At 70.1% G+C, this 23,284-nt stretch carries 26 protein-coding genes and 1 pseudogene; 13 read left to right on the top strand and 14 right to left on the bottom strand.

Annotation, left to right across the window (positions count from 1 at the left end):
* Window positions 1-183 precede the first annotated feature (183 nt).
* The 4 genes from ACMYLB_RS02405 to ACMYLB_RS02390 form a co-directional block, all read right to left on the bottom strand.
* Window positions 184-438 carry a hypothetical protein gene (locus ACMYLB_RS02405; protein ID WP_415909389.1) on the bottom strand — a complete coding sequence of 85 codons (255 nt, stop codon included), beginning with the start codon at window positions 436-438 and terminating at the stop codon, window positions 184-186.
* On the bottom strand, window positions 435-1,916 hold the full coding sequence (locus ACMYLB_RS02400) for a hypothetical protein (RefSeq protein ID WP_415909388.1): 1,482 nt from the start codon (window positions 1,914-1,916) through the stop codon (window positions 435-437). The genes ACMYLB_RS02405 and ACMYLB_RS02400 overlap by 4 nt, the downstream gene beginning before the upstream one ends.
* Window positions 1,917-1,982: 66 nt before the next feature.
* Window positions 1,983-2,792 (bottom strand): ABC transporter ATP-binding protein, encoded by an 810-nt coding sequence (locus ACMYLB_RS02395; RefSeq protein WP_415909387.1) that lies wholly within the window; start codon window positions 2,790-2,792, stop codon window positions 1,983-1,985.
* Between the two features lie 205 nt (window positions 2,793-2,997).
* Window positions 2,998-3,945, bottom strand: coding sequence for an ABC transporter ATP-binding protein (locus ACMYLB_RS02390; protein WP_415909386.1), 948 nt, complete (start codon window positions 3,943-3,945; stop codon window positions 2,998-3,000).
* Between the two features lie 185 nt (window positions 3,946-4,130).
* Here ACMYLB_RS02390 and ACMYLB_RS02385 point away from each other — a divergent pair, with 185 nt between their 5' ends.
* Window positions 4,131-4,349 (top strand): four helix bundle protein, encoded by a 219-nt coding sequence (locus ACMYLB_RS02385; RefSeq protein ID WP_415909385.1) that lies wholly within the window; start codon window positions 4,131-4,133, stop codon window positions 4,347-4,349.
* Window positions 4,350-4,385: 36 nt separating this feature from the next.
* Here the strand turns inward: ACMYLB_RS02385 and ACMYLB_RS02380 are convergent, their stop codons facing one another.
* The 4 genes from ACMYLB_RS02380 to ACMYLB_RS02365 form a co-directional block, all read right to left on the bottom strand.
* Window positions 4,386-5,879, bottom strand: coding sequence for an alginate export family protein (locus tag ACMYLB_RS02380; RefSeq protein ID WP_415909384.1), 1,494 nt, complete (start codon window positions 5,877-5,879; stop codon window positions 4,386-4,388).
* Window positions 5,880-5,942: 63 nt separating this feature from the next.
* The gene (locus tag ACMYLB_RS02375) at window positions 5,943-6,731 is read right to left on the bottom strand and encodes an ABC transporter permease (RefSeq protein WP_415909383.1); all 789 of its coding nucleotides are present in this window, start codon (window positions 6,729-6,731) and stop codon (window positions 5,943-5,945) included.
* 4 nt (window positions 6,732-6,735) lie between these two features.
* A complete protein-coding gene (locus tag ACMYLB_RS02370; RefSeq protein ID WP_415909382.1) occupies window positions 6,736-8,055 on the bottom strand; it encodes a CmpA/NrtA family ABC transporter substrate-binding protein in 1,320 nt (439 codons plus the stop codon).
* On the bottom strand, window positions 8,003-9,097 hold the full coding sequence (locus ACMYLB_RS02365; protein WP_415909381.1) for a CmpA/NrtA family ABC transporter substrate-binding protein: 1,095 nt from the start codon (window positions 9,095-9,097) through the stop codon (window positions 8,003-8,005). Before ACMYLB_RS02365 ends, ACMYLB_RS02370 begins: the two co-directional genes overlap by 53 nt.
* Before the next feature lie 96 nt (window positions 9,098-9,193).
* Here ACMYLB_RS02365 and ACMYLB_RS02360 point away from each other — a divergent pair, with 96 nt between their 5' ends.
* The gene (locus ACMYLB_RS02360) at window positions 9,194-9,430 is read left to right on the top strand and encodes a helix-turn-helix domain-containing protein (protein ID WP_415909380.1); all 237 of its coding nucleotides are present in this window, start codon (window positions 9,194-9,196) and stop codon (window positions 9,428-9,430) included.
* Window positions 9,418-10,017, top strand: a pseudogene (locus ACMYLB_RS02355) (LysR family transcriptional regulator substrate-binding protein); the annotation flags it as partial. The gene ACMYLB_RS02360 and the pseudogene ACMYLB_RS02355, both read left to right, overlap by 13 nt.
* 186 nt (window positions 10,018-10,203) lie before the next feature.
* Here the strand turns inward: ACMYLB_RS02355 and ACMYLB_RS02350 are convergent.
* Window positions 10,204-10,851: an outer membrane protein gene (locus ACMYLB_RS02350; protein WP_415911156.1), complete on the bottom strand. Its 648-nt coding sequence runs from the start codon at window positions 10,849-10,851 to the stop codon at window positions 10,204-10,206.
* 285 nt (window positions 10,852-11,136) lie between these two features.
* Here ACMYLB_RS02350 and ACMYLB_RS02345 point away from each other — a divergent pair, with 285 nt between their 5' ends.
* Window positions 11,137-11,670, top strand: coding sequence for a peroxiredoxin (locus tag ACMYLB_RS02345; protein WP_415909379.1), 534 nt, complete (start codon window positions 11,137-11,139; stop codon window positions 11,668-11,670).
* Window positions 11,671-11,728: 58 nt separating this feature from the next.
* Here the strand turns inward: ACMYLB_RS02345 and ACMYLB_RS02340 are convergent, their stop codons facing one another.
* On the bottom strand, window positions 11,729-12,706 hold the full coding sequence (locus ACMYLB_RS02340; RefSeq protein ID WP_415909378.1) for a bile acid:sodium symporter family protein: 978 nt from the start codon (window positions 12,704-12,706) through the stop codon (window positions 11,729-11,731).
* A 15-nt stretch (window positions 12,707-12,721) separates the two neighbouring features.
* On the bottom strand, window positions 12,722-13,531 hold the full coding sequence (locus ACMYLB_RS02335; protein WP_415909377.1) for a hypothetical protein: 810 nt from the start codon (window positions 13,529-13,531) through the stop codon (window positions 12,722-12,724).
* A 359-nt stretch (window positions 13,532-13,890) separates the two neighbouring features.
* Here ACMYLB_RS02335 and rpmH point away from each other — a divergent pair, with 359 nt between their 5' ends.
* The 5 genes from rpmH to ACMYLB_RS02310 all read left to right on the top strand — a co-directional run bounded on the left by rpmH (window position 13,891) and on the right by ACMYLB_RS02310 (window position 17,413).
* Window positions 13,891-14,028: a 50S ribosomal protein L34 gene (gene rpmH / locus ACMYLB_RS02330; protein WP_415909376.1), complete on the top strand. Its 138-nt coding sequence runs from the start codon at window positions 13,891-13,893 to the stop codon at window positions 14,026-14,028.
* Between the two features lie 12 nt (window positions 14,029-14,040).
* Window positions 14,041-14,442 carry a ribonuclease P protein component gene (gene rnpA, locus ACMYLB_RS02325; protein ID WP_415909375.1) on the top strand — a complete coding sequence of 134 codons (402 nt, stop codon included), beginning with the start codon at window positions 14,041-14,043 and terminating at the stop codon, window positions 14,440-14,442.
* Window positions 14,435-14,755 (top strand): membrane protein insertion efficiency factor YidD, encoded by a 321-nt coding sequence (gene yidD / locus ACMYLB_RS02320; protein ID WP_415909374.1) that lies wholly within the window; start codon window positions 14,435-14,437, stop codon window positions 14,753-14,755. Before rnpA ends, yidD begins: the two co-directional genes overlap by 8 nt.
* A 26-nt stretch (window positions 14,756-14,781) precedes the next feature.
* On the top strand, window positions 14,782-16,584 hold the full coding sequence (yidC, locus tag ACMYLB_RS02315; protein WP_415909373.1) for a membrane protein insertase YidC: 1,803 nt from the start codon (window positions 14,782-14,784) through the stop codon (window positions 16,582-16,584).
* Window positions 16,585-16,660: 76 nt separating this feature from the next.
* On the top strand, window positions 16,661-17,413 hold the full coding sequence (locus tag ACMYLB_RS02310) for a YebC/PmpR family DNA-binding transcriptional regulator (RefSeq protein ID WP_415909372.1): 753 nt from the start codon (window positions 16,661-16,663) through the stop codon (window positions 17,411-17,413).
* Window positions 17,414-17,462: 49 nt separating this feature from the next.
* Here ACMYLB_RS02310 and ACMYLB_RS02305 read toward each other — a convergent pair whose 3' ends face one another.
* On the bottom strand, window positions 17,463-18,047 hold the full coding sequence (locus tag ACMYLB_RS02305) for an HDOD domain-containing protein (RefSeq protein ID WP_415909371.1): 585 nt from the start codon (window positions 18,045-18,047) through the stop codon (window positions 17,463-17,465).
* Window positions 17,978-18,277 (bottom strand): HDOD domain-containing protein, encoded by a 300-nt coding sequence (locus ACMYLB_RS02300; protein WP_415909370.1) that lies wholly within the window; start codon window positions 18,275-18,277, stop codon window positions 17,978-17,980. The genes ACMYLB_RS02305 and ACMYLB_RS02300 overlap by 70 nt, the downstream gene beginning before the upstream one ends.
* A 1,731-nt stretch (window positions 18,278-20,008) precedes the next feature.
* Between ACMYLB_RS02300 and ACMYLB_RS02295 the strand changes: the two genes are divergently transcribed.
* On the top strand, window positions 20,009-21,070 hold the full coding sequence (locus tag ACMYLB_RS02295) for an HYR domain-containing protein (protein WP_415911141.1): 1,062 nt from the start codon (window positions 20,009-20,011) through the stop codon (window positions 21,068-21,070).
* Between the two features lie 58 nt (window positions 21,071-21,128).
* Here ACMYLB_RS02295 and ACMYLB_RS02290 read toward each other — a convergent pair whose 3' ends face one another.
* Window positions 21,129-21,464, bottom strand: coding sequence for an ArsR/SmtB family transcription factor (locus ACMYLB_RS02290; RefSeq protein ID WP_415909369.1), 336 nt, complete (start codon window positions 21,462-21,464; stop codon window positions 21,129-21,131).
* A gap of 84 nt (window positions 21,465-21,548) precedes the next feature.
* On the opposite strand from ACMYLB_RS02290, the gene ACMYLB_RS02285 reads away from it, so the two are divergent.
* From ACMYLB_RS02285 to ACMYLB_RS02275, 3 genes are read left to right on the top strand one after another with little or no spacing between them, the layout of a single operon-like run.
* A complete protein-coding gene (locus ACMYLB_RS02285) occupies window positions 21,549-21,770 on the top strand; it encodes a DUF2892 domain-containing protein (RefSeq protein ID WP_415909368.1) in 222 nt (73 codons plus the stop codon).
* 4 nt (window positions 21,771-21,774) lie between these two features.
* The gene (locus ACMYLB_RS02280; protein ID WP_415909367.1) at window positions 21,775-21,957 is read left to right on the top strand and encodes a DUF6132 family protein; all 183 of its coding nucleotides are present in this window, start codon (window positions 21,775-21,777) and stop codon (window positions 21,955-21,957) included.
* Between the two features lie 2 nt (window positions 21,958-21,959).
* Window positions 21,960-23,276: a TolC family protein gene (locus ACMYLB_RS02275; protein ID WP_415909366.1), complete on the top strand. Its 1,317-nt coding sequence runs from the start codon at window positions 21,960-21,962 to the stop codon at window positions 23,274-23,276.
* The last annotated feature ends 8 nt before the right edge of the window (window positions 23,277-23,284 follow it).

Here is a 23,284-nt window from a genome sequence, read left to right as displayed (position 1 = left end):
TGGAGGGAACGCAGGACGGTGACATGCGTCCGGAAAAAGCGCCGGCCGTGCCAGCGCGCCGCGCCGCCGCCTCATCGGTGGCGCAAAGAATTCATGCCCGCATGAGCGACGCTCATTTCGCTCGCCGCCGGCCGCGGGGCGGATGAGCGGGACTCACGCGGACGGTCGGCGCGGACGCCCGGCTCAGGAACCCTCGACCAGTCGCGCCGGCCACACGCAATAGCTGTCCGTCGCCTCGCCGGTGGGCGGCGGCAACACGAACGGTTCGGCGGCGCGCTTCCGCCCGGGCCGCAGGGAGGTGCGGTGCGCCAAGTCCTGATCGAGCGGACCGAAGATCCGGTCCGGTCCGAGATTGGGCGGCGTGGGCGGCTGCGACGTCATGCCGGGCCACCAGCCGGCGGCGTGCCAAGTTCCCCGGCCGGTCGCGGTCGGGATCACGCGAACGCTGCATGCCGGCGATGAATTCGCGGCATGCCGCGGCTATTTCCGGGGGCGCGCCGCGCCAGCGCCTCGCCGAAGGCGGCGGCCGGGCCCCACCAGCCGCGGCGGCGCAGGGCCGCGGCGAAGCGCGCGGGCTGGAAGAGCGAGAGCAACGCGAAGAACACGGCGCCGACGGCCACGAAGCGCGCGGCGAGCCACGCCACGTGTTCCCAGGACCGGCCGTTGGCCAGGAGCACGAAGGCGACCGCGGCCAGCGGGACCCAGAAATGCCAGCGCCCGAACTCGCGCGCGACCCGCCGGAACAGCGGCGGACGCGCCGTCCCGTCCGGGGCGGACGGGGCGCCGGGCGTTTTCGCCGCCTCGCGGTCGAGGATGGCGCGCAGCGCCCGCGGCGGTGCGCGGAGCTTCCAGGCCGAGACGGCGGCGGCGGCGGCGAGCAGCGCGTGCAGCGCGGCCCATGCCGCCAGCAGCACGGGCATGGAGGGCGCCTGGACCTGCCAGTGATCGGCGAGCCAGCGCACGACCTTGCCGTAGGCCTCGACGAGATCGTCGCCGAGCAGGAGATATTGCAGCAGGAAACCCTGCAGCGCCGCCCAGGCGCCGATGGCCGCGCCGCCGAGGAGGACGGAGAGGAAATTCCAGCCCAGCAGCTGCACCGCGGCGCTGAAGAGCGTGCCCTGCAGCGCGATCGCGACCATCGGGCGCACGCGGCCGCCGCCGGGCGAGAAGGCCTTCAGGCCGGCGGAGACGAACGCGACCCACGCGACGCGGCCCGGCGGATTCAGGCGCGCCGACGCAAAGGTGAGCGTCGCGGCCTGCACGCTGCTGAGCGCGGCGCCGCGCAGCGGGACCTTCATCGAATGCAGCGCAGAGCCGAGCGTCATCTCGATCGAGCCGGCGGCGCCGCCCCAGAGGCCGACCTGCGTCCACTCGCCGAAGTCGGCGCAGGCCTGGCGCAGGCGCTCGGGGGTGGCGGGGTGCGCGGCGGCGAGGCAGAGGTCGAACTTCCGGCCGAGGCGCGCCTCGACGAGCGAGACGTAGCCGGCGCGCACGGCGATGACGACGATCCGCGGCGCGGCGGCGGCGAGGTCGGGCCAGAGCGGCAGGAGCCCGCCGCCGTCGGCCTCAAAGCGGCCGAACTCGTCGAGGACGAGGAGATCGGCGCGCGGCTGCCACTTGAGGCCCGCGGCCCAGGTGGCGAGATGCGTCCGCGTTTCCTCGTGGAAGCGGTAGGGCGGCTCGAGCGATTCGTCGCGTTCCGCCCAGGGGCGTTCGCGCGGCTCGCCGAGGACGTGCACGTGGTAGGCGTCGGCGCCGCGGTGGCCGTCCCCGCTTCCCGGCCGGGGCCAGCAGGCCGGCCACCCGCTGGCCGCGGAGCTGGAATTCCGTCGCGAGCGCCGCGAGCTGGCTCGTGCGGCCCTCGCCGGGGAGCCGGTGAGCGCGATCAGCAGGGCGGGCTCGGGCGGGGTCGACATGCGGGAGAGGCAAACACGAATGGCAGCGCAGACAAGCATCCACCCGGGGTGGTGACGCGACGGCGATCAGGCCGGCACCGGTGCGGAGGCGGTCTTTTTGACCGGGCGGTCGTGGCTGCGTTCCTCGAGGAAGGAGATCAGGTGCTCGCGACAGCGGTAATATTCGGGATCTTCGAGCAGCGTGCGGCGGTCGCGCGGGCGCGGGAACGGCACGGTGAGGATCTCGCCGATCGTGGCGCGCGGGCCGTCGGTCATGCACACGACGCGGTCGGCGAGCAGCAGCGCCTCGTCGACGTCGTGCGTGATGATCAGCGCGGTGATTTGCTGACGTTGCCAGACCTCGAGCAGCGCGTCCTGGAGCTCGGCGCGCGTGAGAGAGTCGAGCATGCCGAAGGGCTCGTCGAGCAGGAGCATCTTCGGGGAGAGCGCGAAGGCGCGGGCGAGACCGACGCGCTGACGCATGCCCTGCGAGAGCTCGCCGGGTTTCTTGTGCAACGCGTCGCCGAGGCCGACGACCTGGAGGTAGTATTCGGCGAGTGCGCGGCGCTGGGCGGGCGGGTAGGCGAAGTAGACCTGGTTCACGCCGAGCAGCACGTTGTCGAGGACGCTGAACCACGGCAGCAGGCACGGCGCCTGGAAGACCACGCCGCGATCCGGGCCGGGCTCGGTGATGGCCTTGCCGTCGAGGATCATCGCCCCGGAGGTCGCCGGCGTGAGGCCGGCGATCATCGAGAGGACGGTCGACTTGCCGCAGCCGGAGTGGCCAATGAGCGCGATGAATTCCCCGGGCGCGAAATCGAGGTTGAAGTCCTCGACGATCACGGTCGGACCGTAGGCCTTGTGGATGCCGGTGAGCTGGAGGAGAGGCGTGGACACGGAGGAAGGGGGACGGAGGACGGATTACGGAGGACTGGGCGGGACCGATGCCGGGGACGGACCACGAAACACACGAAGTGCGGACGGCCCGGAGCGACGCCGGAGACATCCGGCCGCCCGCGCGACGGGGTGATCTCGTTTGGTGCGTCTGTTCATTGCGCGGGCGGTCCGTTGCGGGGGTGAGGCGCGTTTCGTGGTTTCGGCCTCACGCGCTGGCGCCGGCGACCTCGAGGCGGCGGCGGGCGTGCCAGTGGAAGAACGGGCGCCCGCGGGCGGAGATATCGGCCGGGCGCAGCGCGGGCGGCGCGAGTTGTGCGCCATCGGCGCGGCCGCGACGGGCCTGCCCGATCGCGAGAAGGCGCGCGGTGACGTGGGCGCGGAGGTGCTTGAACGCGGGGTCGTGGTTGAGGGCCTTGCGGTCGCGCGGGCGGGCGAGGTTGACGGCGATGGGCTCGGCCAGGGTCGCGCCCGGGCCGGTGGTGAGCGGGATGATGCGGTCGGCGAGGAGGAGCGCCTCGTCGACATCGTTGGTGATGAGGACGACGGTCTTGCGGTCGCTCTCCCAGATGCGCGCGAGCTCCTGTTGCAGCGTGCCGCGGGTGAGGGCGTCGAGCGCGCCCAGCGGCTCGTCGAGCAGGAGCACGCGGGGATTCATGGCGAGGCCGCGGGCGAGGGCGACGCGCTGGCGCATGCCGCCGGAGAGCTGGCGCGGCAGGCGGTCGCGCGCGTGGGCGAGGTTGACCATCGCGATGTGCTTCTCGACGTGCTCGCGGCGCTGCTCGGACGGCCAGACCGGGAAGCACTGGTCGACGGCGAGCGCGATGTTCTCGTAGACGGTGAGCCAGGGCAGCAGCGAGTAGTTCTGGAACACGACGCCGCGATCCGAGTCCGGCCCGGTGACGGTTTTGCCGGCGCAGGTGACCGTGCCGGCATCGGGCGCGGCGAGGCCGGCGATGAGGTTGATGAGCGTGGTCTTGCCGGAGCCGGAGTAGCCGACGATGGCGACGAACTCGCCGCGGCGGACCGTGAAGTTGATGTCGCGCAGCACCTCGGTGCGGCCGCTGGCGGAGCGAAAGGACTTCGCGACGCCGGCGAGCTGGAGGTAGGTTTCCGGCGCGGGATCGGCAGTGGAGATGCGAGGCGGCTGAAGCATGGACGAGGGGAGGATTTATGATGGATGAGGCCCGGCTATGCAGGCATCGTGCCGGCATGGATCGCGACGAACTGATTGAGCGGACGATGCAGTTCGCCCTGCGAGTGGCGAAGATGGTCGAGGCGCTGCCGTAGAGCGTCACTGGGAGAACGGCGGCCGGGCAGGTCGTGCGGTCGGCCGCTTCGGTGGCCGCGAATTACCGCTCGAGCCAGCGGGCGAAGTCGCGCGCGGATTTCGCGTCCAAGATAACGCCGGTGCTCGAGGAGGCGGACGAGACGGAGTTCTGGCTCGAGTTCATCGCTCGGACAGAATTGCTGCCCGCGGCGCGACTGGCGGAGCTGCGAGCGAAGGCGGACGAACTTACCCGGATTTTCGCCGCGATCCGACGCAGCTCGCGTCGCTGAACCTCGTAAATCATCCCTCATCCTTCGTCCTTCTCCTCAGAATTTCAAAACGAGCTGCGCGTAGCTGAACGTCGCGTCGTCGGCGCGGCCGGTGGCGGCGAGGTAGTCGCCGGCGTCGAAGCGGCTCCAGCCGAGGAGAATTTCGTAGGGCGGGCTCGGCGACCAGGTGAAGGTGGCGTCGAACTCGCGGCCGGCGTCCTTCGGCAGCGCGCCGGTGCGCGAGGCGGCGGGGCGGACGACGGCGATGGCGTTGGCGCGATACCAGAAGTCCGTCGTGCGGGCCAGGGAGAGCCACCAGTAATCGAGGCGGAGCACGCCCTTCTTGAGCGAGTTGTCGACGGCGATGAACGGGCGCGCGCGGAAAGTGACCGCCTTGGCCTCCAGGTTTTTCCAAGCGAACGCGTCCATGAAGCCGTAGTGGAGGTGGTTCGTGTGAAAGAGATTCAGGAAGCCCTCGTTCTTGGTGTCGGACGGGTTCTTGTCGCCGGAGGCGTAATCGTATTCCACGCCGAGACGCGGCACGAACCTGCTGCGTTCCCAGGTGTAGCCGGTCTCGGCGTGAAAAGCGTAGGCGCGGTGGTCGAACCAGTCGAAGCCGCTGACGGTCGTGGCGGGCAGGCCGGGGCGGGCCTGGCCCCACTGGTAGGCGGCCTCGACGATGTAGTCGAAGCCCCGGAGCGGCGCGCTGGAGATGTTCTGCAGGCGCAGGCCGAGGGTGTAGATCTTCTCGGGCACGTCGAAGGCGCGGATGTTGCCGTTGCCGAAGGCGGGCGCGGGCACGACGTAGTTGGGCGAGTTCTCGGTCTTGCCGCGGTAGAGGAGGTAGGCGTCGAGCTTCGTGTTCCCGATGGCGCCGGAGTTCTGGACGTAGACGCCGAGGAAGAGGTCGTCCTTGTCCGAGCGGTCGAGGGCGTAGTCCTTCACGCGGTCGGTCGTCGTCTCGCCCGGCGTGACGACGGCGGTGGCGAGGAGGTCGAAGGTCGTGCGCTGGTCGGCCCAGTTGTAGACCGCCTTCACGCCGTCGAAGACGCGCGCGAGGTTGTTCCACTCGAAGCCGCCGACGAGGCGCTGGTCGCCGTAGGCGAGCATCTGGCGGCCGACGCGGGCGGACCAGCCGGAGTCGCGCGGATCGCCGATGTCGACGTAGAGCTGGCGGAGGTCGAGGCGGTCGTCGCCCTCGGCGGCGTTGACGTAGGGGACGTTGGGGCGCTGGGAGTCGTATTCCCGCGCGTCCTGGAGCTGGCCGTAGAACGACAGCGTGGGCGACACGGTGTATTTCGCGCCGGCGCGGAGGCGCGTGAGCACGAAGGTGTCGTCGTTGGCGGTGTTGGTGAGCGAATTGAAGTCGAAGGTGTTCTCGCGCTGCTCGACGCGCACGCGGGCGTTGAAGTCGAGCGCGAGCTTGCCGTCGGCGAGTGCGATGGGGTCGCCGAAGATGTAGGCGTGCACGGCCGGGGCGGCGGCGAGCAGGAAGCCGAGCGACGCGAGGGCGGCGCGGCGCGGCGACGAAGGGAGAGGGATCGTGGTCATTTGCGGGTGTGGTGTCAGGCCGGGCGGGACGGGAACCGGAACGGCGCAGCAGAAAGGGAGCGGTCAGGTCGCGGCGCGGAGCTTCGCCTCGGCCATGCTCATCAGGCGGTCGAGCACGAAGCCGATCAGGCCGATCGCGATCACGCACATGACGATGTGGCGGTAGTTGAGGGCGTTGTATTCCTGCCAGAGGAAGCCGCCGAGGCCGGGCGCGCCGGTGAGCATCTCGACTGCGACGATCACGAGCCAGGCGATGCCGAGCGAGAGGCGGAAGCCGGTGAACATGTAGGGCAGCGCGGAGGGCACGATGATCTTCTGGAGCATCTGGAGCCACGAGAGCTTCAGGACCTTGCCGACATTGAGGTAATCCTGCGGCACGGAGCGCACGCCTTGCGCGGTGTTGAGCACCGTCGGCCACATCGAGCAGAACGCGATGGTGAACAGGCCGGCGCCGTCGAGGCCCTTGAAGAGGCCGAGGCCGATCGGGAACCACGCGAGCGGCGAGATCGGGCGCACGATCTGGATGATCGGGTCGAACGCCTTGGTGAAGAGCGTCGAGAGGCCGAGGACCAGCCCGAGCGGGACGCCGAGCAGCAGGCCGAGCGAGTAGCCCTTGGCGACGAGGTAGAGCGACTTCCAGGTGAAGCGGAGGATGCCCTGGTCCTGTTCGCCGCGGTAGGCGAGCGGCGCGGTGATGTAGCTCTTGGAGTCGTGCCAGGTCTCGACGGGACCGGGGAAGTAGTTGCTGTCGTCCTTGCTCTTGTCGGCGAGCGAGTAGAAATGCCACGCGGCGACGAACAGCGCGAGCATCACGAGCGGGAGGATGAGCCAGTCGAACTTGAAGGCCTTCATCGGTTCAACCCTTCAGCGCGTGGACCGCGAAGCTCTTCGCGTAGGCCTCGAGGTCGCCGGCGGGATCGAAGGACTTGCCGTCGAAGAGCGTGAACGGCGAATCGTCACGCGTGCGGTCCTTGAGTCCGAGTTCGGCCATCGCGTCGGCGTAGAGATCGTGGCGGCAGACCTTGTCGACGACCGCGTAATCCGGCGCGCCGTCGACCATGCCCCAGCGGCGGAATTGCGTGAGCCACCACTTGCCGTATTTCGGCTGCGGGAAGTTGCAGTTCCGCCGGCTGAAGTGCATGGCGAACTCGTCCTGCTTCTTGCGGCCGTCGCCGTAGTCGTAGTCGCCAAGCAGGCGGCCGAGGATGATTTCCTTCGGGCAGTTGATGTAGGACGGCTGCGAGACGATGTCGGCCATCTCGGAGCGGTTGTCGAAATTGTCCATCCACTCGGAGGCTTCGTGCACGGCCTTGAGGATGGCCTTCACGGTCTTCGGGTTCTTGGTCGCGAACTCCTCCGTGAAGGCGAGGACCTTCTCCGGGTGGTCCTTCCACATGTCCTGCGTCGTGAGCGCGGTGTAGCCGATGCCGTCGTCGATCGCGCGGGCGTTCCAGGGCTCGCCGACGCAGAAGCCGTCCATCTTGCCGACGCGCATGTTCGAGACCATCTGCGGCGGCGGGATGGTGACGAGGTTCACGTCGGCCCCGGCCCCGGACGCGTCGCCGGGGTGAATGCCGCCGCTGGCGAGCCAGTAGCGCATCCACATCGCGTGCGTGCCCGGCGGAAAAGTCATCGCGAACGTGAGCGGCTTGCCGGCCTTCTTCGCTTCGTCGACGAAGGGCTTCAGTGCCGCCGCGTCGGCGGCGACTTTGCCGCGGAAGGATTTCTTCAGCGAGATGGCCTGACCGTTGCGGTTGAGCATCCACGCGTAAACCATCGGCTTCTTCGGCGAGCCGAGCAGGCCCATCGTCGACGCGTAGGGCATGCCGATCAGCATGTGCGTCGCCTGATTGTCGCCGGTGGAAAGCCGATCGCGGATGACGGCCCAGCTGGCCTCCTTCGAGATCTTCGAGCGGATGCCGTATTTTTTGAAAAAACCCTTCTCGTGCGCGACGACGATGGGCGAGCAGTCCGTCAGCGCGATGATGCCGAACTTCACGTCGGGCGTCTCGGGGGCCTCCGAGGCGGGCGCGGCGGTGGCGGCCCACGACCGGTTGCCGAGGGCGGCGAACAGCGCGGCGGTGCCGGTGAGCAGCGCGCCCTGTTTCAGGAACTGGCGGCGGTCAAGCGAGGTGGGGGCGGCGGAGGAGCGGGGCCGGGGAACGGACGGTTTCATGCGTGAGGGGACGGAGGGCTTGGTGATGCAGGTCTTCGCGGAAAATCTGGGCGGGCAGCGCGGCCGTGGCGGCGCCGGCGGGGAGCAGGCCGGCGGCGGCGAGCTCGGCCTGGAGCGCCTGGGCGCGGGCGAGCGTCGGAGCGTTGGCCCCGTGGGCGAACACGAGGAAGTCGGCGCTCGACTCGACGCGGCCCTGGCCGGCGTCGAACTGGCCGGTGAGCGCCGGCAGCAGCGCGCCGAGCGGGACGTTGAGGGCGGGGCGGCGGCTGAGCAGCTCGGCCAGCGCGGTGCGGTTCGCGGGCTCGTCGCACCAGGCGCAGGCCTCGTGCAGCGCGGCGATGAGGCGCGCGTGCTCCTCGGCGCGCTCGGCGGCGAAGCTGTCGCGCACCATCAGGACCTTCTCGACGTGCCCGGGCGACAGCGCGGAGCTCCACGTCGGGCACCAGCCCGCGCCGGCCTGCACCGCGAGGGTGTTCCACGGCTCGCCGGCGCAGTAGCCGTCGAGCGTGCCGGCGGCGAGGTTGCTGAAGGTCTGGGCCGGCGGCACGACGACGACGCGCACGTCGCGCTGCGGATCGACGCCGGCGAGGCGCAGCCAGTGCAGCAGCTGGAGATGGTGCGCCGAGTGGCGGAAGACGACGCCGAGCGTGAGCTTCTGCTCGCCGCGGCGGCGCTGCGCCTCGGCGCGGAAGTCGGCCGGCGTGCGCACGCCCGCGTCCCACAGGCGGCGCGAGAGCGTCAGGGCGTTGCCGTGGAGGTTGAGCACGAGGCCGGTGAGCACGTCGGCGCGCGGACCGTCGACGCCGAGGCGCGTCGACCACAGCATCGGCGCCGGCGCCGGCGCGGCGTCGAGCTGGCCGTGGACGATCTTGTCCCGGATCGTGGCCCAGCCGAGCTCGCGGCTCAGCTCCACCCGCAGGCCGTGCCGCGCGAACAGCTCGCGTTCGCGCGCGACCAGCAGCGGGGCGGCGTCGGTGAGCGCGAGGAACCCCAGCCGCAGGGCGGTGGAGGACGGGCGCGGGACGCGGAGGCAGGCGTTCATTGTGTCATCAACTGAGCCGGGGCCGTGCCACGGCGCGGAGTTGGCCCGTCGATTGCTTGGCAAAGTTTTAATCCGGCGCATGAGCGCCGTTCATCCATGCACAAGCCGCTCGACACCCGTCAGCTCGCCGCCTTCGCCGCCGTGGCGCGGCGGCTGAGCTTCACGCAGGCGGCGAAGGATCTCTTCCTCACGCAGAGCGCGGTCAGCCACGCGCTCAAGGCGCTGGAGGACGACGTCGGCGCGCGGCTCATCGAGCGCAGCGGCCGGCAGCCGCAGCTCACGCCCGCGGGGAGAAGCTGCTGCGGCGCACCGAGGCGATCATGCGCGAGATGAACGCCGCGCGGGCGGAGCTCGACGAGAGCTCGGAGTGGGGCCAGGCGCGGCTCCGCGTCGGCGCGAGCACGACGGCGTGCCAGTATATCCTGCCCACGGTGCTGCGGGAGTTCCGCGAGAGTTTTCCCAACTGCGAGATCGTGGTCCAGCCGGGCGACCACGGCCGCCAAGTCGAGCTGCTCAACTCCGGCCAGGTCGACCTCGCGCTGCTGCTCGCACCCGGCGCGGGCCGCGACAGCGAGTTCGTGCCGCTCTTCGAGGATGAGCTGTGTTTCCTCGTGCCTCCGCGGCACGCCTGGGTGAGCGCGGGCGGGGTCGACCGCGAGAACCTCGGCCGCGAGACGTTCGTGCTCTACAACCGCACGAGTCACACGTTTCAGCTCGTGAGCGAATATTTCCAGCGCGAGCGCGTGCCGCTCGCGCACGTGATCGAGCTTGGCAGCATGGAAGCGATCAAGGAGCTGGTGAAGATCGGCCTCGGCGTGGCCGTATTGGCGCCGTGGATCGCGCAGGCGGAGCTGGCCAGCGGCGCGCTGGTGGCGCTGCCGCTGGGCAAGCGCCGGCTCACGCGCACCTGGGGCGTGGCCTACGCGCGCGACCGCACGCTCTCGCTCGCGGAGCAGACATTCATCGGCCTGTGCCGCTCGCTGACGCAGGACTCCGACTTCGCGCAGCGCGCCACGGGGGCGCGGGCTGAGCACGCGGCCAAGAAAAAGCCGCGGCGCCTTGCGGCCGCCGCGGCTGGTTGCACACACTTGGTCTGGACCCAAGGCTTAGAAGCGGATGTTCGCGCCGACCGAGTAGGTCATGTTCTTGTCGTCGTCGCGCTCGACGCCGGCCTGGATGCCCACGCGGCTGGTGACCCAGTAGTTGGCCTTCACGCCGTAGTTCCAGGAATCGTTGTTGGAGCCGCGGGTGAGGTCCTCGTAGCGGACGTAGGGCGTGACCGTGACGGCGGAGGCGACGTCGATCTCCGCGCCGACGCCGAGGCCCCAGGCGAAGGAGTCGTCGCTCACGCCGGCGGCCTTCTGCCAGACCCAGCCGAGACCGGCCTCGACGTAGGGCTTGAACCCGGCCGAGGTCAGGTAGGCGCGGGCACCGGCCATGAGGTCGTGCTGCGTGAGGCGCGTGCCGGCGAAGGAGCTGGAGCGCGTGTAGCCATACTCGAGGAGGCCGTCGAGGCCCTCGCGCAGGCTCTGGTTGGCAGCGAGCGAGTAGCGCGACGCGTGGACGTTCGTGCTGTCGAGATCGATGTAGCCGTAGCCGATCGTGGTGTAATTCTGGCCGAGCAGGCCGGTGGGCTTGGCATCGGCCGGGTTCGGCACGGCGACATTCGCGCTCTGCGCGAACGACGCGGAAGCGAGGCCGAGCGAGACCGCTGCGGCCAGGATCAAAGTTTTGAAGGAGGGAACGTTTTTCATGGGTTTGGTTAGTTGCTTGGTTTGCGACCGCACTTGGTGCCGCGCGATAAACGCGGTTGTGCGCTCACGCGGAGAGAAACACGCTGCTCCACACGAAGTTCCGGAAGAAAATTTTGCGCCCGGGCGGAACCTCGCGGCGCCCCGTTTGTCGGGCCGCCGCTTTTTTCCCACCGGTGGGACATCCGGCGCATCCGGCGCGAAATTTCGCCCGTAATTTTTCCGGAAACACGCGCCACTTGCGCGCACGCCGCGTGCGAGTAGCGTCCCTTCCTCCCCTCCTCCACCATGAAGTCCGCCCGTTTCCTCGCCGCCCTCGCCGCCGCCATGCTCTTCCTCGCCACCTCGCACGCCGAACCCGTGAAGGTCGGCGATCCCGCGCCCGCCGTCACCGGCGTCACCGACACCGGCGCCAAGCTCGCCCTCGCCGACGTCTACAAGCAGCAGCCCTACACGCTGGTCTATTTCTACCCGAAGGCGGACACGCCGGGCTGCACCAAGCAGGGCTGCTCGCTGCGCGACGGCTACGAGGCGCTGACGAAGCAGGGCGTCGCCGTCATCGGCGTGAGCCACGACGACGTCGCCGCGCAAAAGGCCTTCAAGGAAAAGTATCACCTCCCGTTCACGCTCATCGCGGACACGGACAAGGCGGTGATCAACGCCTTCGGCGTGCCGACCCGCAGCGTGCCGATGATGGGCGAATTCGCCTCGCGCTCCGCCTACCTGATCAAGGACGGCAAGGTCGTCTACACCGACTACAAGGGCACGACCACGGAGCAGGCGAAAGTGATCCTCGAGTTCATCGCCGCCCAGAAGGGCTGAGGCGCGCGCGCCGCTTTCCCCGCTCAGCCGCGGCCCGCGCCGCGGCTTTTTGCTGGGCTCACGCCGCCGCCCGCCCCCAGCGGTTCGCCAGCACGCCGTTCACGAGGAGCTGGATCGGGTGGTAGAACATGATCGGCAGCAGGATCAGGGAGAGGTCCGCGCGCGTCCCGAAGATCAGGACCGCCAGCGGCACGCCCATCGCAAGGGTCTTCTTCACCGCGCAGAAATAGCCGGCGATGAAATCCGCGCGGTCCAGCCGCAGCGCGCGGCACGATGCGGCGATCAGCACCGACATGAACCCGAAGAGGCCGAGCGCGAACGCCAGCGTCTGCACCGTCACCGCGGCGCCGTGCCGCTGCCAGACGCGGTCCTGCACCGAGTCGCAGAAGGCCGCGTAGACCATGAAGAGGATCGCGCCGTTGCTCAGGCGCGTGACCCACGGCTTCCGTGCGTCGATCCACGCCGCGGCACGCGTGCGCATCCACGCGCCGAGCGCGAACGGCGCCAGCGTCAGCCCCGTGATCTTCAGCAGCAGCGGGCCGACCGGCGTCGTCTGGCCCGTCGTGCGCATGAGCAGCTGCACGAGCACGGGCGTGAGCAGCACGCCGAGGACGTTCGAGAACGCGGCGTTGAAGAGCGCGCCGGCGGTGTTGCCGCGCGCCACGGAGGTGAACACGACCGAGCTCGAGACCGTCGACGGCAGCACGCAGAGATAGAGGAACCCGTCGCGGATCGCCGGCGGGATCGCCGGCCACAGCGCGGGCAGGAGCGCGTTCAGCGCCAGCCCCGCGAGCGGAAACACCGCGAACGTGAACGCCTGCACCACGACGTGCAGCCGCCAGTTGGCCGCGCCCTCACGGACTTTTTCAAAGGGCAGCGACCAGCCCTGGAGGAGGAGGATCAGCGCCACGCCGGCGTTGGTCAGCAGCTCCGGCTGCAGCCAGCCGCCGCGCGCGCCGGGCGCGGGAAAGCCGAAGGCGAGCGCCGTCGCCGCCAGCAGCCCGAGGAGGAAGGCGTTCGCGCGGAGCCAGGTCATCGGCGGCGGGAGGGCTCAGAGCTCATCGTCGTTCACCGGCGCGAGGATCTCGGCCCGCGGGTCGAGGCGCGCGCGGGCGATCCATTCGCGGAACAGCGGCGCGCGGTCGAGCAGCGCGCGGGTCAGCGGCGCGGCGACCAGGTCGATGACGCGCAGCGTGCCGTCGGCCGCACGCACGACGTTGCGATCGTGGGTGTCGGCGACGAGCCACGGCTCGCCATCGAGGAAGGCGAGGCGCGGGTGATCGCGGTCCGCGCGCAGGAAGCGCGACGGGATCGGGATGAACCGGTCGGGATCGAGGCCGGAGACGTCGTGCTTCTCCGGCAGCGGCTGGCCGTAGGTCTGTTTCGCCACGAGCACGCCCTCCGGCGTGACGCCCGCCAGCTCCGTCGGCATGCCGACGATGTGCGTCAGCCGCAGTTTTTCGAACAACCGCCGGTAGCTGCCCGGCACGGCGGTGGCGACGAGCAGGCCGTCCTCGCCGCGATCGAAGCGGAAGGTCGCGCCGACGTCGCCGCCCTCGCGGAAGAGGAAGAACTTGTAGACCGACTGCTGCGGATCGGCGAAGGCCAGCGCCTCCACGCCGCCGCCGATGCGGTGCAGGCGCGCGGCGTTGCTCTCGAACGGGTCGTCCGACTCCGAGTCGAAGCCGAAGTCCTCCAGCCGCACCAGCGGCAGCGTCGCCCGGAACGCCCGGATCGCGTCACCGAGCTCGGCCCAGCGGGGCTCGGCGAACTCCAGCAGGCCTACTTCGTCTCCTTGGGCGAGGACGAGCGGGCGGTCCTGATGTGTTCCGAAAGCGCATTGGGCTGCTTTCGCGCCCACTTGATCGAGCGCCCGAAGTCGTTGCCCGTGACGGTCCAGAATCCCTGCCCATGCTTCGCCGCCGGGGAGCCGGGGGCCTTCGAGGAATGTTTCTCCTCCGGTGAAGGGGTCTTTTTGCATGCGTCGGACACGTGCCCCACCGTGTGTCGGGGGCGGCGCGAGGCAAAGGGAATTTGCGCGCAACGTGTTCACAAAGCCCTCGCGAGGCCAGCACTTTGCCCGGCCGGACCGCCCCGCGGCCGGAATCGCCACGGCGACCGGTAACGACCCGGGGCTTGCGCCGTGCCCGCGGGTCGAAATCCTGACGCTTGACACCCCCCGCCCCTCCACTGACTTTGACCCTCTTTTTTAACAAAACCATGCAACCTACATTCCGTCCGCACCGCAAGAAGCGCGCTCGCAAGATCGGTTTCCGCGCCCGCAAGGCCACCAAAGGCGGCCGCAAAGTCCTCGCCGCCCGCCGCCGCAAGGGCCGCAAGCGCCTGACCGTCGTCTGATTTCCGCCCGCCGTGCCCGGCGCTGACACGCCTCCGCCTTCGCAGCGCCTCCGCGCGGCGCAGCGCGTGAAGCGCAACCGCGACTTCCGCGCCGCCCGCGAGCACGGCCGCCGCGCCGACTGCGGCGCGTTCCTGCTCGTCTGGCGCGCCCGGTCCGCGCCGGACGATGCGACTCCCGCCCGCGTGGGCGTGGTCGCCTCCAAGGCCGCCATCGGCAATGCCGCCGTCCTCCGCAACCGCGCCAAGCGCCGGCTGCGCGAGGTGTTCCGCAAGCACCAGCACCTCGTGCCCGCCGGGTTCGACCTGGTGCTGACCGCCCGCCCCGCCGCGCTCCGCCAATCGCTCGCCGAAGTGGAGCAAAAATTCATCTCCGCCTGTCGGAAGCTGGCCCCCGCCACGCCGCCCCATGCCTGAGCCGATCCCCGCCGCGTTTCGCTTCGCCGCCCGCCTGCCCGCGCGCGCCGTCGACGCGTTGCTCTGGCTCTACCAAAAGCTCGTGTCGCCCGCGCTCCAGGTGGCCGCGCCGTCGTGCGGCTGCCGCTTCGCGCCGACCTGCTCGCATTACGCCCGCGCGGCGCTGCGCGAGCACGGCCTGTTCGCCGGCCTCGCGCTCACCGCCCGCCGCCTGGCCAAATGCGGCCCGTGGCACCCCGGCGGCCTCGACCCCGTGCCGCGCAAGAAACTCTCCTGCGTCAACGTCACCAAGATCACGCCGGCCCAGGGCTGACCGCTGATCACCGAAAGCCTCTCTTCATGGACAAGAAAAACACCGCCATCGGCGTGCTGCTCCTCGTGGCCGCCATGCTCGCCTTCTATTTCAGCGCGAAATTCTCGCCGCCGCCGCCCAAGCCCGCGATCCCGTCCGCGCCGGTGACGAGCCCCGTCGCCACCAACGCCGCCCCCGCCGCCGGCCCCGCCACCTCGCCGGCCGACACCACCCTCACCGCGAGCAAGACCCCGAGCAGCGCGCCGGCCGAATACGTCACGCTCGCCAACGACTTCGTGACCGTCCGCTTCACCACCGCCGGCGGCGCCATCGACCGCGTCGAGCTGAAGAAGCACAAGGCCGAGCTCGGCCACGACGCGCCCTACCTGATGAACGCCCCGCAGGCCGCGCCGGCGCTCAGCTTCGGCACCTTCCCGGGCGTCGACAAGGATGCCCGCTACGAGCTCGTCTCGCACGACGCCCACACCGTGGTCTACCGCACCATGGTCGACGGCAAGCTCGAGGTCACGCGCCGCTACGAGCTGCTCGGCGGCGGCGCCGGCGACCCGTATCAGGTCCGCCACGAGACGACGTTCCGCAACCTCGGCGCGCAGCCGCTCCCGCTCCCGCGCACCTCGCTCAACCTCGGCACCGCCTCGCCGCTCGGCCCGCTCGACACCGGCATGTATGTCAACGCCGGCTACTACAACGGTGATAGCACGGAGTTCATCCGCCGCGACGAGCTCGCCGGCGGCGGCTTCTTCACCTCCAGCCCGCCGCTGCCGTTCCTGGACAAGGTCGCGCCCATCACCTGGGCCGCGGTGAAGAACCAGTTCTTCGCCGCCATCCTCACGCCGGACGAGCCCGGCGTCGGCCTGCGCATCGAGCGCGTGAAGATCAACCCGCTCGCGCCCGCCGAGGACCGCAACGCCTACGCCGTCACCGGCGAACTGCTGGTCGACCTCAAGCCGATCCCGGCCAACGGCAGCGCCAAGTGGAGCGCCACCTACTACGCCGGCCCGAAGGAATACCGCCGCCTCGCGCGCACCGACAACTTCAAGCAGAGCGAGGACAAGGTGATGAATTTCGCCCCGTTCTTCTTCAACAAGATCTTCCTCTCGCAGTTCTTCGGCCCGCTGCTGCTCACGCTCCTCACCTGGGTCCACGCCTGGATCCCCAGCTGGGGCTGGGCCATCGTCGTCATGACGATCCTGCTCAAGGTCGTGACGCTGCCCTTCACGCTCGCCGCCTCCCGCTCCGCCAAGCGCATGCAGAAGCTCATGCCGCTGATCCAGGAGTCGCGCGAGAAATACAAAGACAATCCGCAGAAGGCGCAGGAGGCGATGATGCGGATCTACAAGGAGAACAAGGTCAACCCGCTCGGCGGCTGCATCCCGATCCTGATCACGATGCCGCTCTTCATCGGCTTCTTCGCCGTGCTCCAGGGCGCGGCCGAGCTGCGCTACGCGCCCTTCCTCTGGGCGGTCGACCTCTCCGCGCCGGACACCGTCTATTCCTTCGGCGCCGTCACGCTGCCGCTGCTCGGCCTGACCCATCTGAACATCAACATCCTCCCCGTCCTCATGGGCGCGACGATGATCTACCAGATGAAGCTCACGCCGACCGCGCCGAACGTCGACCCGGCGCAGGCCACGATGATGAAGATCATGCCGTGGATGTTCGCCCTGTTCTGCTACAACTTCGCCTCCGCGCTCGCGCTCTACTCGACCGTGAACGCGCTGTTCTCGATCGGCCAGCAGATGTTCATCAACAAAATGCCCGAGCCCGAGCTCGCCGGCGCCACGGGTCCCGACGGCCTGAAGAACGTCACGCCGAAGAAGAAAAAATAAACTTCCAGCCCGCCAGCCCGGCGGGCTTTTTTCTGTCCGTCCTCCGTCCCCCCGTCTTCCGTCCTCCGTCTCCCCCATGGCCGGCCACAACAAATGGTCCAAAGTCAAACGCCTCAAGGCCGTCACCGACGCGCGCAAGGGCAAGGTCTTCTCGCGCCTCGCGCGTGACATCACCCTCGCCGCCAAGGCCGGCGGCGGCTCGCCCGACGCCAACGCCCGCCTGCGCACGCTGCTGCTGAAGGCCCGCGAGTCCAACATGCCGGCCGACAACGTCGACCGCGCGATCAAGAAGGGCACCGGCGAGCTGCCGGGCGTCGTCTTCGAGGAGATCACCTACGAGGGCTACGGCCCGGGCGGCGTCGCCTTCATCGTCAAGGTCACGACCGACAACAAGCAGCGCGCCGCGCAGGAGGTCCGCTCGATCTTCACCCGCTGGGGCGGCAACCTGGCGCAGACCGGCTCGGTCTCCTTCCAATTCCTGCACGCCGGCCAGTTCCTCATCGCCGCCGGCAAGACGACCGAGGACCGGCTGCTGGAAGTCGCCCTCGAGGCCGGCGCCGACGACGTGATCACGACCGAGCAGGGCTTCGAGGTCCGCTGCAACGTCCACGCCTTCGACAAGGTCGCCCACGCGCTCGAGCAGGCCGGCATCAAGCCCGACTCCGCCGAGATCGCCTACATCCCGAGCGTGACGGTCCCCGTCACCGGCCTCGACCTCGCGAAGCACATCGTGAAACTCCAGGAATCGCTCGAGGAAAACGACGACGTGCAGGCCGTCTTCTCGAACGAGGAGATGGACGACGCCATCAGCGACGCCGCGCACGCCTGAGCGACCGGCCCCGCCTCCGCGCCGGCGCCGGGCCGCACGCGGACGGCACTCACACCACCGAGGCCCGCAGGCGCACGAACGTCTGCTCCGCACGCTCCACCGCGCTCTGGAACTGGTCCATCGTGAGTCCGGCTGCGGCCAGCGATTGCGGCGCGGTGTTCGGATGGTCGCCCGGCAGCCCGTAGCCGTTCTGCGTCGCGACCGTCGCCGCCAAATCCAGCAGGTGCACCACCGGCTCCGTGCGGACGATCGCCTCGTCGTGGTGCTCGATCGCGATCACGATGTCGCGCGGCAGATGCCAGTGCTCGAGGATCGCCGCGCCCACGTGCCAGCTGTCCGTGCCCCAGAACCGGCGCTGCCAGACCGCCAGACTTTCCTCGCCGCTGGCGTGGAAGGGCGTCACGTCGAGATTCTCGCGCTGCGCGGCCCGCTCGAGGACGACCATCCCGAGCGCGCGGAGCAAGCCGACGGTGTAGCCCGCGTGCGCATCGAGCTTCGCCCGCACGGCGAGCTCCTCCATCAGCGTGGCCACGAACAGGGAATTCTCGCGGTAGCGCGCGCTGCTCACGCCGTGCAGCCGGAGCGGCGTGTCCGCCAGCTGCACCGAGGCCAGCGCGCCCACCAGGCGGTGCACCTCGCCGAAACCCACGGCCACCACCGCGTCCTCGATCGCCCGATCGGTTCGGCGCGCGCGTAGGCGGCGCTGTTCGCCATGCGCAGCAGGCGCGAGACGAGCGAGGCGTCGCGCCGCAGGAGCGCCACCACCTCGCGCGCATCGGTCTCGGGCGCGCGCACCAGCCGGCCCAGCTCCGCCAGCAGGCGCGGACCGGCAGGGAGCTGCTGCGCCAGATCGTGGAGCAACACCTCCGGAATCTTGTTCGTCGTTGTCACCGTGCCCGCGTTATCGTCACATTCATCCGCGGACTGAGACTGAGCTACCGAATGGCACGCCGGCCGCCGCCTTCGCGCCGCCAAACAGGGCCATTGAGCCCTAATAAAACCCTGAAAATCAGGGCTTTCATCCATCCGGCTAGGGACATCATCCGGATTGTGCCCGAGGAGCGGGACCGGAATCTTCTCCACGGCCACACCTCCGCGCCCCCCGCCCCACGTCTGTCCGGTCCTGGCGAGAACTTTCTCTCGTTTCGATTTTCCATGCTTGGGAGATGGGCCGTGGAACACGCCCCATCCCATGAACACACACTGCCATCCCCTCACCGTCGGATTGCGTTCGCGCGCGCTCCGATTGTTCGCCGGCCTCGCGCTGGCTTCCGTCGCGACGCTGGCGTCGCGCGCCGACGTCGTCTTCAGCCGCAGCTCGAGCACGGCTGAATCCTGGGCCCCTTACTCGGCGACGTTCACGCCGACGTATTCGGGCAACTACCGCTTCGCCTTCAACCTCACCGCCGGCGGCCCCTCGGGCGACAACGCGATCCTCATCGACGCCGTGAAGATCACCCAGGGCGCCACCACCGTGTTCGCCGACGGCTTCGAGACGCCCGACCTGGCCACCAACACCGGCAGCTCGGCCAACGGCGGCTCCGCCACCATCGGCAACTGGAGCTGCAAGAACTACAGCGGCATCCTCGACGGCTCCCCGGCCAACTGGGGCCTGGCGGCGCAGGGCCTCGGCAGCGCCGACGGCACGTCCCAATACGCCTACCTGCAGGCGGTCTTCGGCACCCTGGGCAAGATCCAGGCGACCAACACCGTCGCACTCGTCGCCGGCCAGACCTACACGATCTCGTTCTACCAGGCCTCGCGCCGCGATTTCGGCGGCACGACCAGCTACACCGTGACGCTCGACTACGTGCCGCCGACGGTCTTCGCCAGCGGCCTCTCGCCCGTCATCGCCTACGACCCGATCTACCCGGCCACCGCTTACCCGAACTGGACGACCCCCAGCCAGCCCATCCCCCTCGTCGGCTACAACGCGGCGTGGGTCAACCCGCACCCGGCCTCCGTCTTCCCGATCGGCTCGCACCCGTGGGAGTTCATCGCTCCCTATGATTTCACCGCCAACTGGATCAACGCCTGGTCCAACCTCAGCTCCCGCGGCCCCGCCGGCCAGAGCTGGACGAAATACACCACGACCGTCACCGGCGAAGGCGACTTCGTCCTGCAGTTCCTCGCCGACAACGCCTCGTGGATCTACATCGACGGCCAGCTCATCGGCTACCAGGACTGGGACTGGCCGCACAACGGCACCGGCCGCTACACCATCCGCCTCACCGGCTCGGGCCCGCACGAACTGTGCTTCATCATCTGGGACGGCGGCGGCGCCGCCGGCGGCAAGTTCCGCCTCGAGACCACGCAGTCCTTCCGCGACAACAACCCCGGCGACCCGCTCCCGCCGCCCGCGGCCGACACGACCGCCCCGGTCATCGTCGCCCCAGGCAACCTGACCAAGGAAGCCACCGGTCCCGCCGGCGCCATCGCGACCTTCACCGCCACCGCCACCGACGACAAGGACGGCAGCGTCCCCGTCACCGCCGTGCCCCCTCGGGCAGCATGTTCCCGCTCGGCACCACCGTGGTCGGCCTCGCCGCCGCCGACGCCGCGGGCAACACCGCCTCCGCCTCCTTCACCGTCACCGTGCAGGACACCACGCCGCCGGTCATCACGGCCCCCGCGAACCTCACCGCCGAAGCCACCAGCGCCGCCGGCGCCGCCGTCAGCTACAGCGCCAGCGCCTACGACCTCGTGGACAACTCCACCGCCGTCGCCGGTGCGCCCGGCTCCGGCAGCACGTTCCCGCTCGGCACCACGCCGGTCGCGCTGACCTCGAGCGATTCGCACGGCAACACCGCCGCGAAGAGCTTCCAGGTCACCGTGCGCGACACCACCGCCCCCGCGCTGAACGTGCCCGCGAGCCAAACCCTCGAGGCCACCAGCGCCGCCGGTGCCACCGCCGAGTTCGCCGCCTCGGCGTCCGACGCCGTCGGCGTCACCGCGCTCACCTACAGCGCCGCCAGCGGCTCCACCTTCCCGCTCGGCACCACGCCGGTGACCGTCACCGCCCGCGATGCCGCCGGCAACACCGCCACCGGCTCCTTCGCCATCACCGTGCAGGACACCACCGCGCCCGCGCTCACCGTCCCCGCCCACCAGGTCCTCGAGGCCACCAGCGCCGCCGGCGCCACCGCCACGTTCGCCGCCTCGGCCACCGACGCGGTCGGCGTCACCGCGCTGACCTACAGCGCCGCCAGCGGCAGCACCTTCCCGCTCGGCACCACCACCGTGGTCGTCACGGCCAAGGACGCCGCCGGCAACGCCACCACCGGGGCCTTCACCGTCACCGTCCGCGACACCACCGCACCCGCGATCGCCAGCCTCACCCCGTCGCTCGCCACGCTCTGGCCGCCGAACCACAAGATGGTCGCCCTCACCCTCAGCGCCCCGACGACCGACGCGGTCGGCGTCACCTCGCTGCGCATCGTCAACGTCACCAGCTCCGAGCCCGACAACGGCCTCGGCGACGGCGACACCGCGGGCGACATCCAGGTCACCGGCAACCTCTCGCTCCAGCTCCGCGCCGAGCGCTCCGGCAACGGCAACGGCCGCACCTACACCCTGACGGTCGAGGCCCGCGACGCCGCCGGCAACGCCAGCACGCGCTCCGTCACGGTCTCCGTGCCCAAGAGCATGGGCAAGTAACCCCGCCCGCTTCCCCTTCGAGTCCGCCCTGGCAAAGGGGCGGACTTTTTTTTCGCCCTCAGTTCGGCGCCAGGTGCCCGATCTGCCGGCTGAGCGACTTCTCCAGGCTGCCGCAGACCAGCTCGCACAGCTTCGGGATCGTCGGATCGCTGATGCGATAGAAGACCTGCAGACCCTCCTTGCGCCGCGCCAGGATGTGCGCCGCCGTCAGCGTCTGGAGGTGCCGCGAGACGTTCGCCTGCGTGCCGCCGGTCGCCTCGACCAGGTCGGTCACGTTCCGCTCGCCCTCGAACAGCGACTGGATCAGGCGCAGGCGCATCGGCTCCGCCAGGACGGCGAAACGCGCGGCCACGAGCTGGAGGGCGTCCTCGTTGAGCGGGCGGTGCTTGGGCATGGAGCGGAGGAAACAGCCTCTTGACATGGTGGCAAGTATATGCGTCTATGCTCATATAAAGTCAATAAGCATTATCCTCCCGCCATGACCACGCACCAGCTCGTCCGCCTCCTCGCCGGCTCCGTCACCCTCCTCGGCGTCGCCCTCACCCACTGGGTCAGCCCCTGGTGGCTGCTCCTCCCGGCCTTCGTCGGCCTGAACCTCGTCCAGTCCGTCTTCACCGGCTTCTGCCCGCCCACGCTGCTCCTGCAAAAACTGGGTTGGGTCGACGACCGCGACGTGATTCACTGGGGCGGTCGGAACTGACGCCATGCCCTCCTGGCTTCGCTTCCTGCTCCCCGTCATCGCCGGGGCCGCCCTCGGCGCGGCGCTCGGCTATTTCGGCTCGTGCTCCTCGGGCACCTGCCCGCTGACCTCGACCTGGTGGCGCGGCGCGCTTTACGGCGCCGCCCTCGGTCTCCTCTGGACCTCCGGCTCCCGCACCTCCTCCTGACCATGATTTCGCTCCTTCGCCCGGCCCTGCTGCCGGCCCTGCTTCTCGCCGGCGCCTCCGCCTCCGCCGCGCCCTGGACGGCGAGCGACGCCGTCGCCGCCGCCCTGCGCGAAAACCCCGACGCCGCCCTCGCCCGCCAGCGCATCGTCGCCGCGGAGGCGATGATCGAACAGGCCAACGCCGCCTGGCTCCCGCAGCTCTCCGTCGGCGCCCGCTACACCGACACCAACAGCCCGATGATGGCCTTCGGCTCCATCCTCAACCAGCGGGCGTTCAACTTCGGCCTCGATTTCAACCACCCGGGCCGCATCGACAACCTCAACGTGGCCGGCACCGTCGGCTACAACCTCTACAGCGGCGGCCGCGCCACCGCCGGCCGCGCCGCCGCCCGCGCCGGCGCCCGCGCCGCGGAAGAGGACCTCCGCGCCGCCCGCGCGCAGCTCGCGACCGAGGCGATCAAGGCCCTGCTCAACCTCCACAAGGCCCGCGAAGCCGTCGGCGCCGTCGAGGCCGGCGTGCGCGCCTACGCGGCGGCGGTGGCCAACGCCCGCCTCCGCTTCGACGCCGGCCAGGTGCTCAAGGCCGACCTCCTCAGCCTCGAGGTCCAGCTCGCCCAGACCCGCGAGCAGCTCACCACCGTCCGCCACGGCGCCGCCCTCGCCGAGCGCGCGTTCCTCTTTGTCCTCGGCCGCGCGCCGTCGTCCAGCGAGCCCGTTGAAGTCGCGACCGAGGACACCTCCCTCGCCCAGCTCGCCGTGCCCGCGGCCGGCGCCGAGCGCCCGGAGCTCGCCGGCCTGCGCCAGCGCCTCGCCGCCGCGGAAAAAATGGTTGCGGTCGCCCGCGGCGCGCGCCGCCCGACCGTCAACGCCTTCGCCTCCTACCAATACGACCAGGGCTGGAAGCTCGACCGCCACGCCGACAGCTGGCTCGCCGGCGTCTCCGTCGACCTCAACGTCTTCGACGGCGGCCAGACCTCGGGAAAGATCCGCCAGGCCGAGGCCGAACTCGCCCAGGTGAAGGAAATGCTGCGCAAGGCCGAGCTCGGCTTCGCCCTCGAGGCCGAGCAGGCGCGCCTCGCCTACGACTCCGCCCGCGAGCGCCTCGCGGTCAGCGCCCAGACCGTCGCCCAGGCCGAGGAGAGCGCCGCGCTCTCCCGCGCCCGCTTCGAGAAGGGCGCCCTGCTCACCGCCGACCTCATCGGCGTCGAAGGCCGCCTCCTCGAGGCGCGCCTGCGCCGCACCGTCGCGGCGGCCGACGAGCGCATCGCCCTCGTCGAACTCCACCGCGCCCTCGGCCTCCCGCCCCTCGTGCAACCCTGACCCTTTAA

This window comes from Oleiharenicola sp. Vm1, assembly GCF_047777955.1.
Lineage (GTDB): Bacteria > Verrucomicrobiota > Verrucomicrobiia > Opitutales > Opitutaceae > Didemnitutus.
The sequence above is the reverse complement of the archived record's forward strand: the minus strand, read 5'-3'. Positions and strand labels throughout refer to the sequence as shown.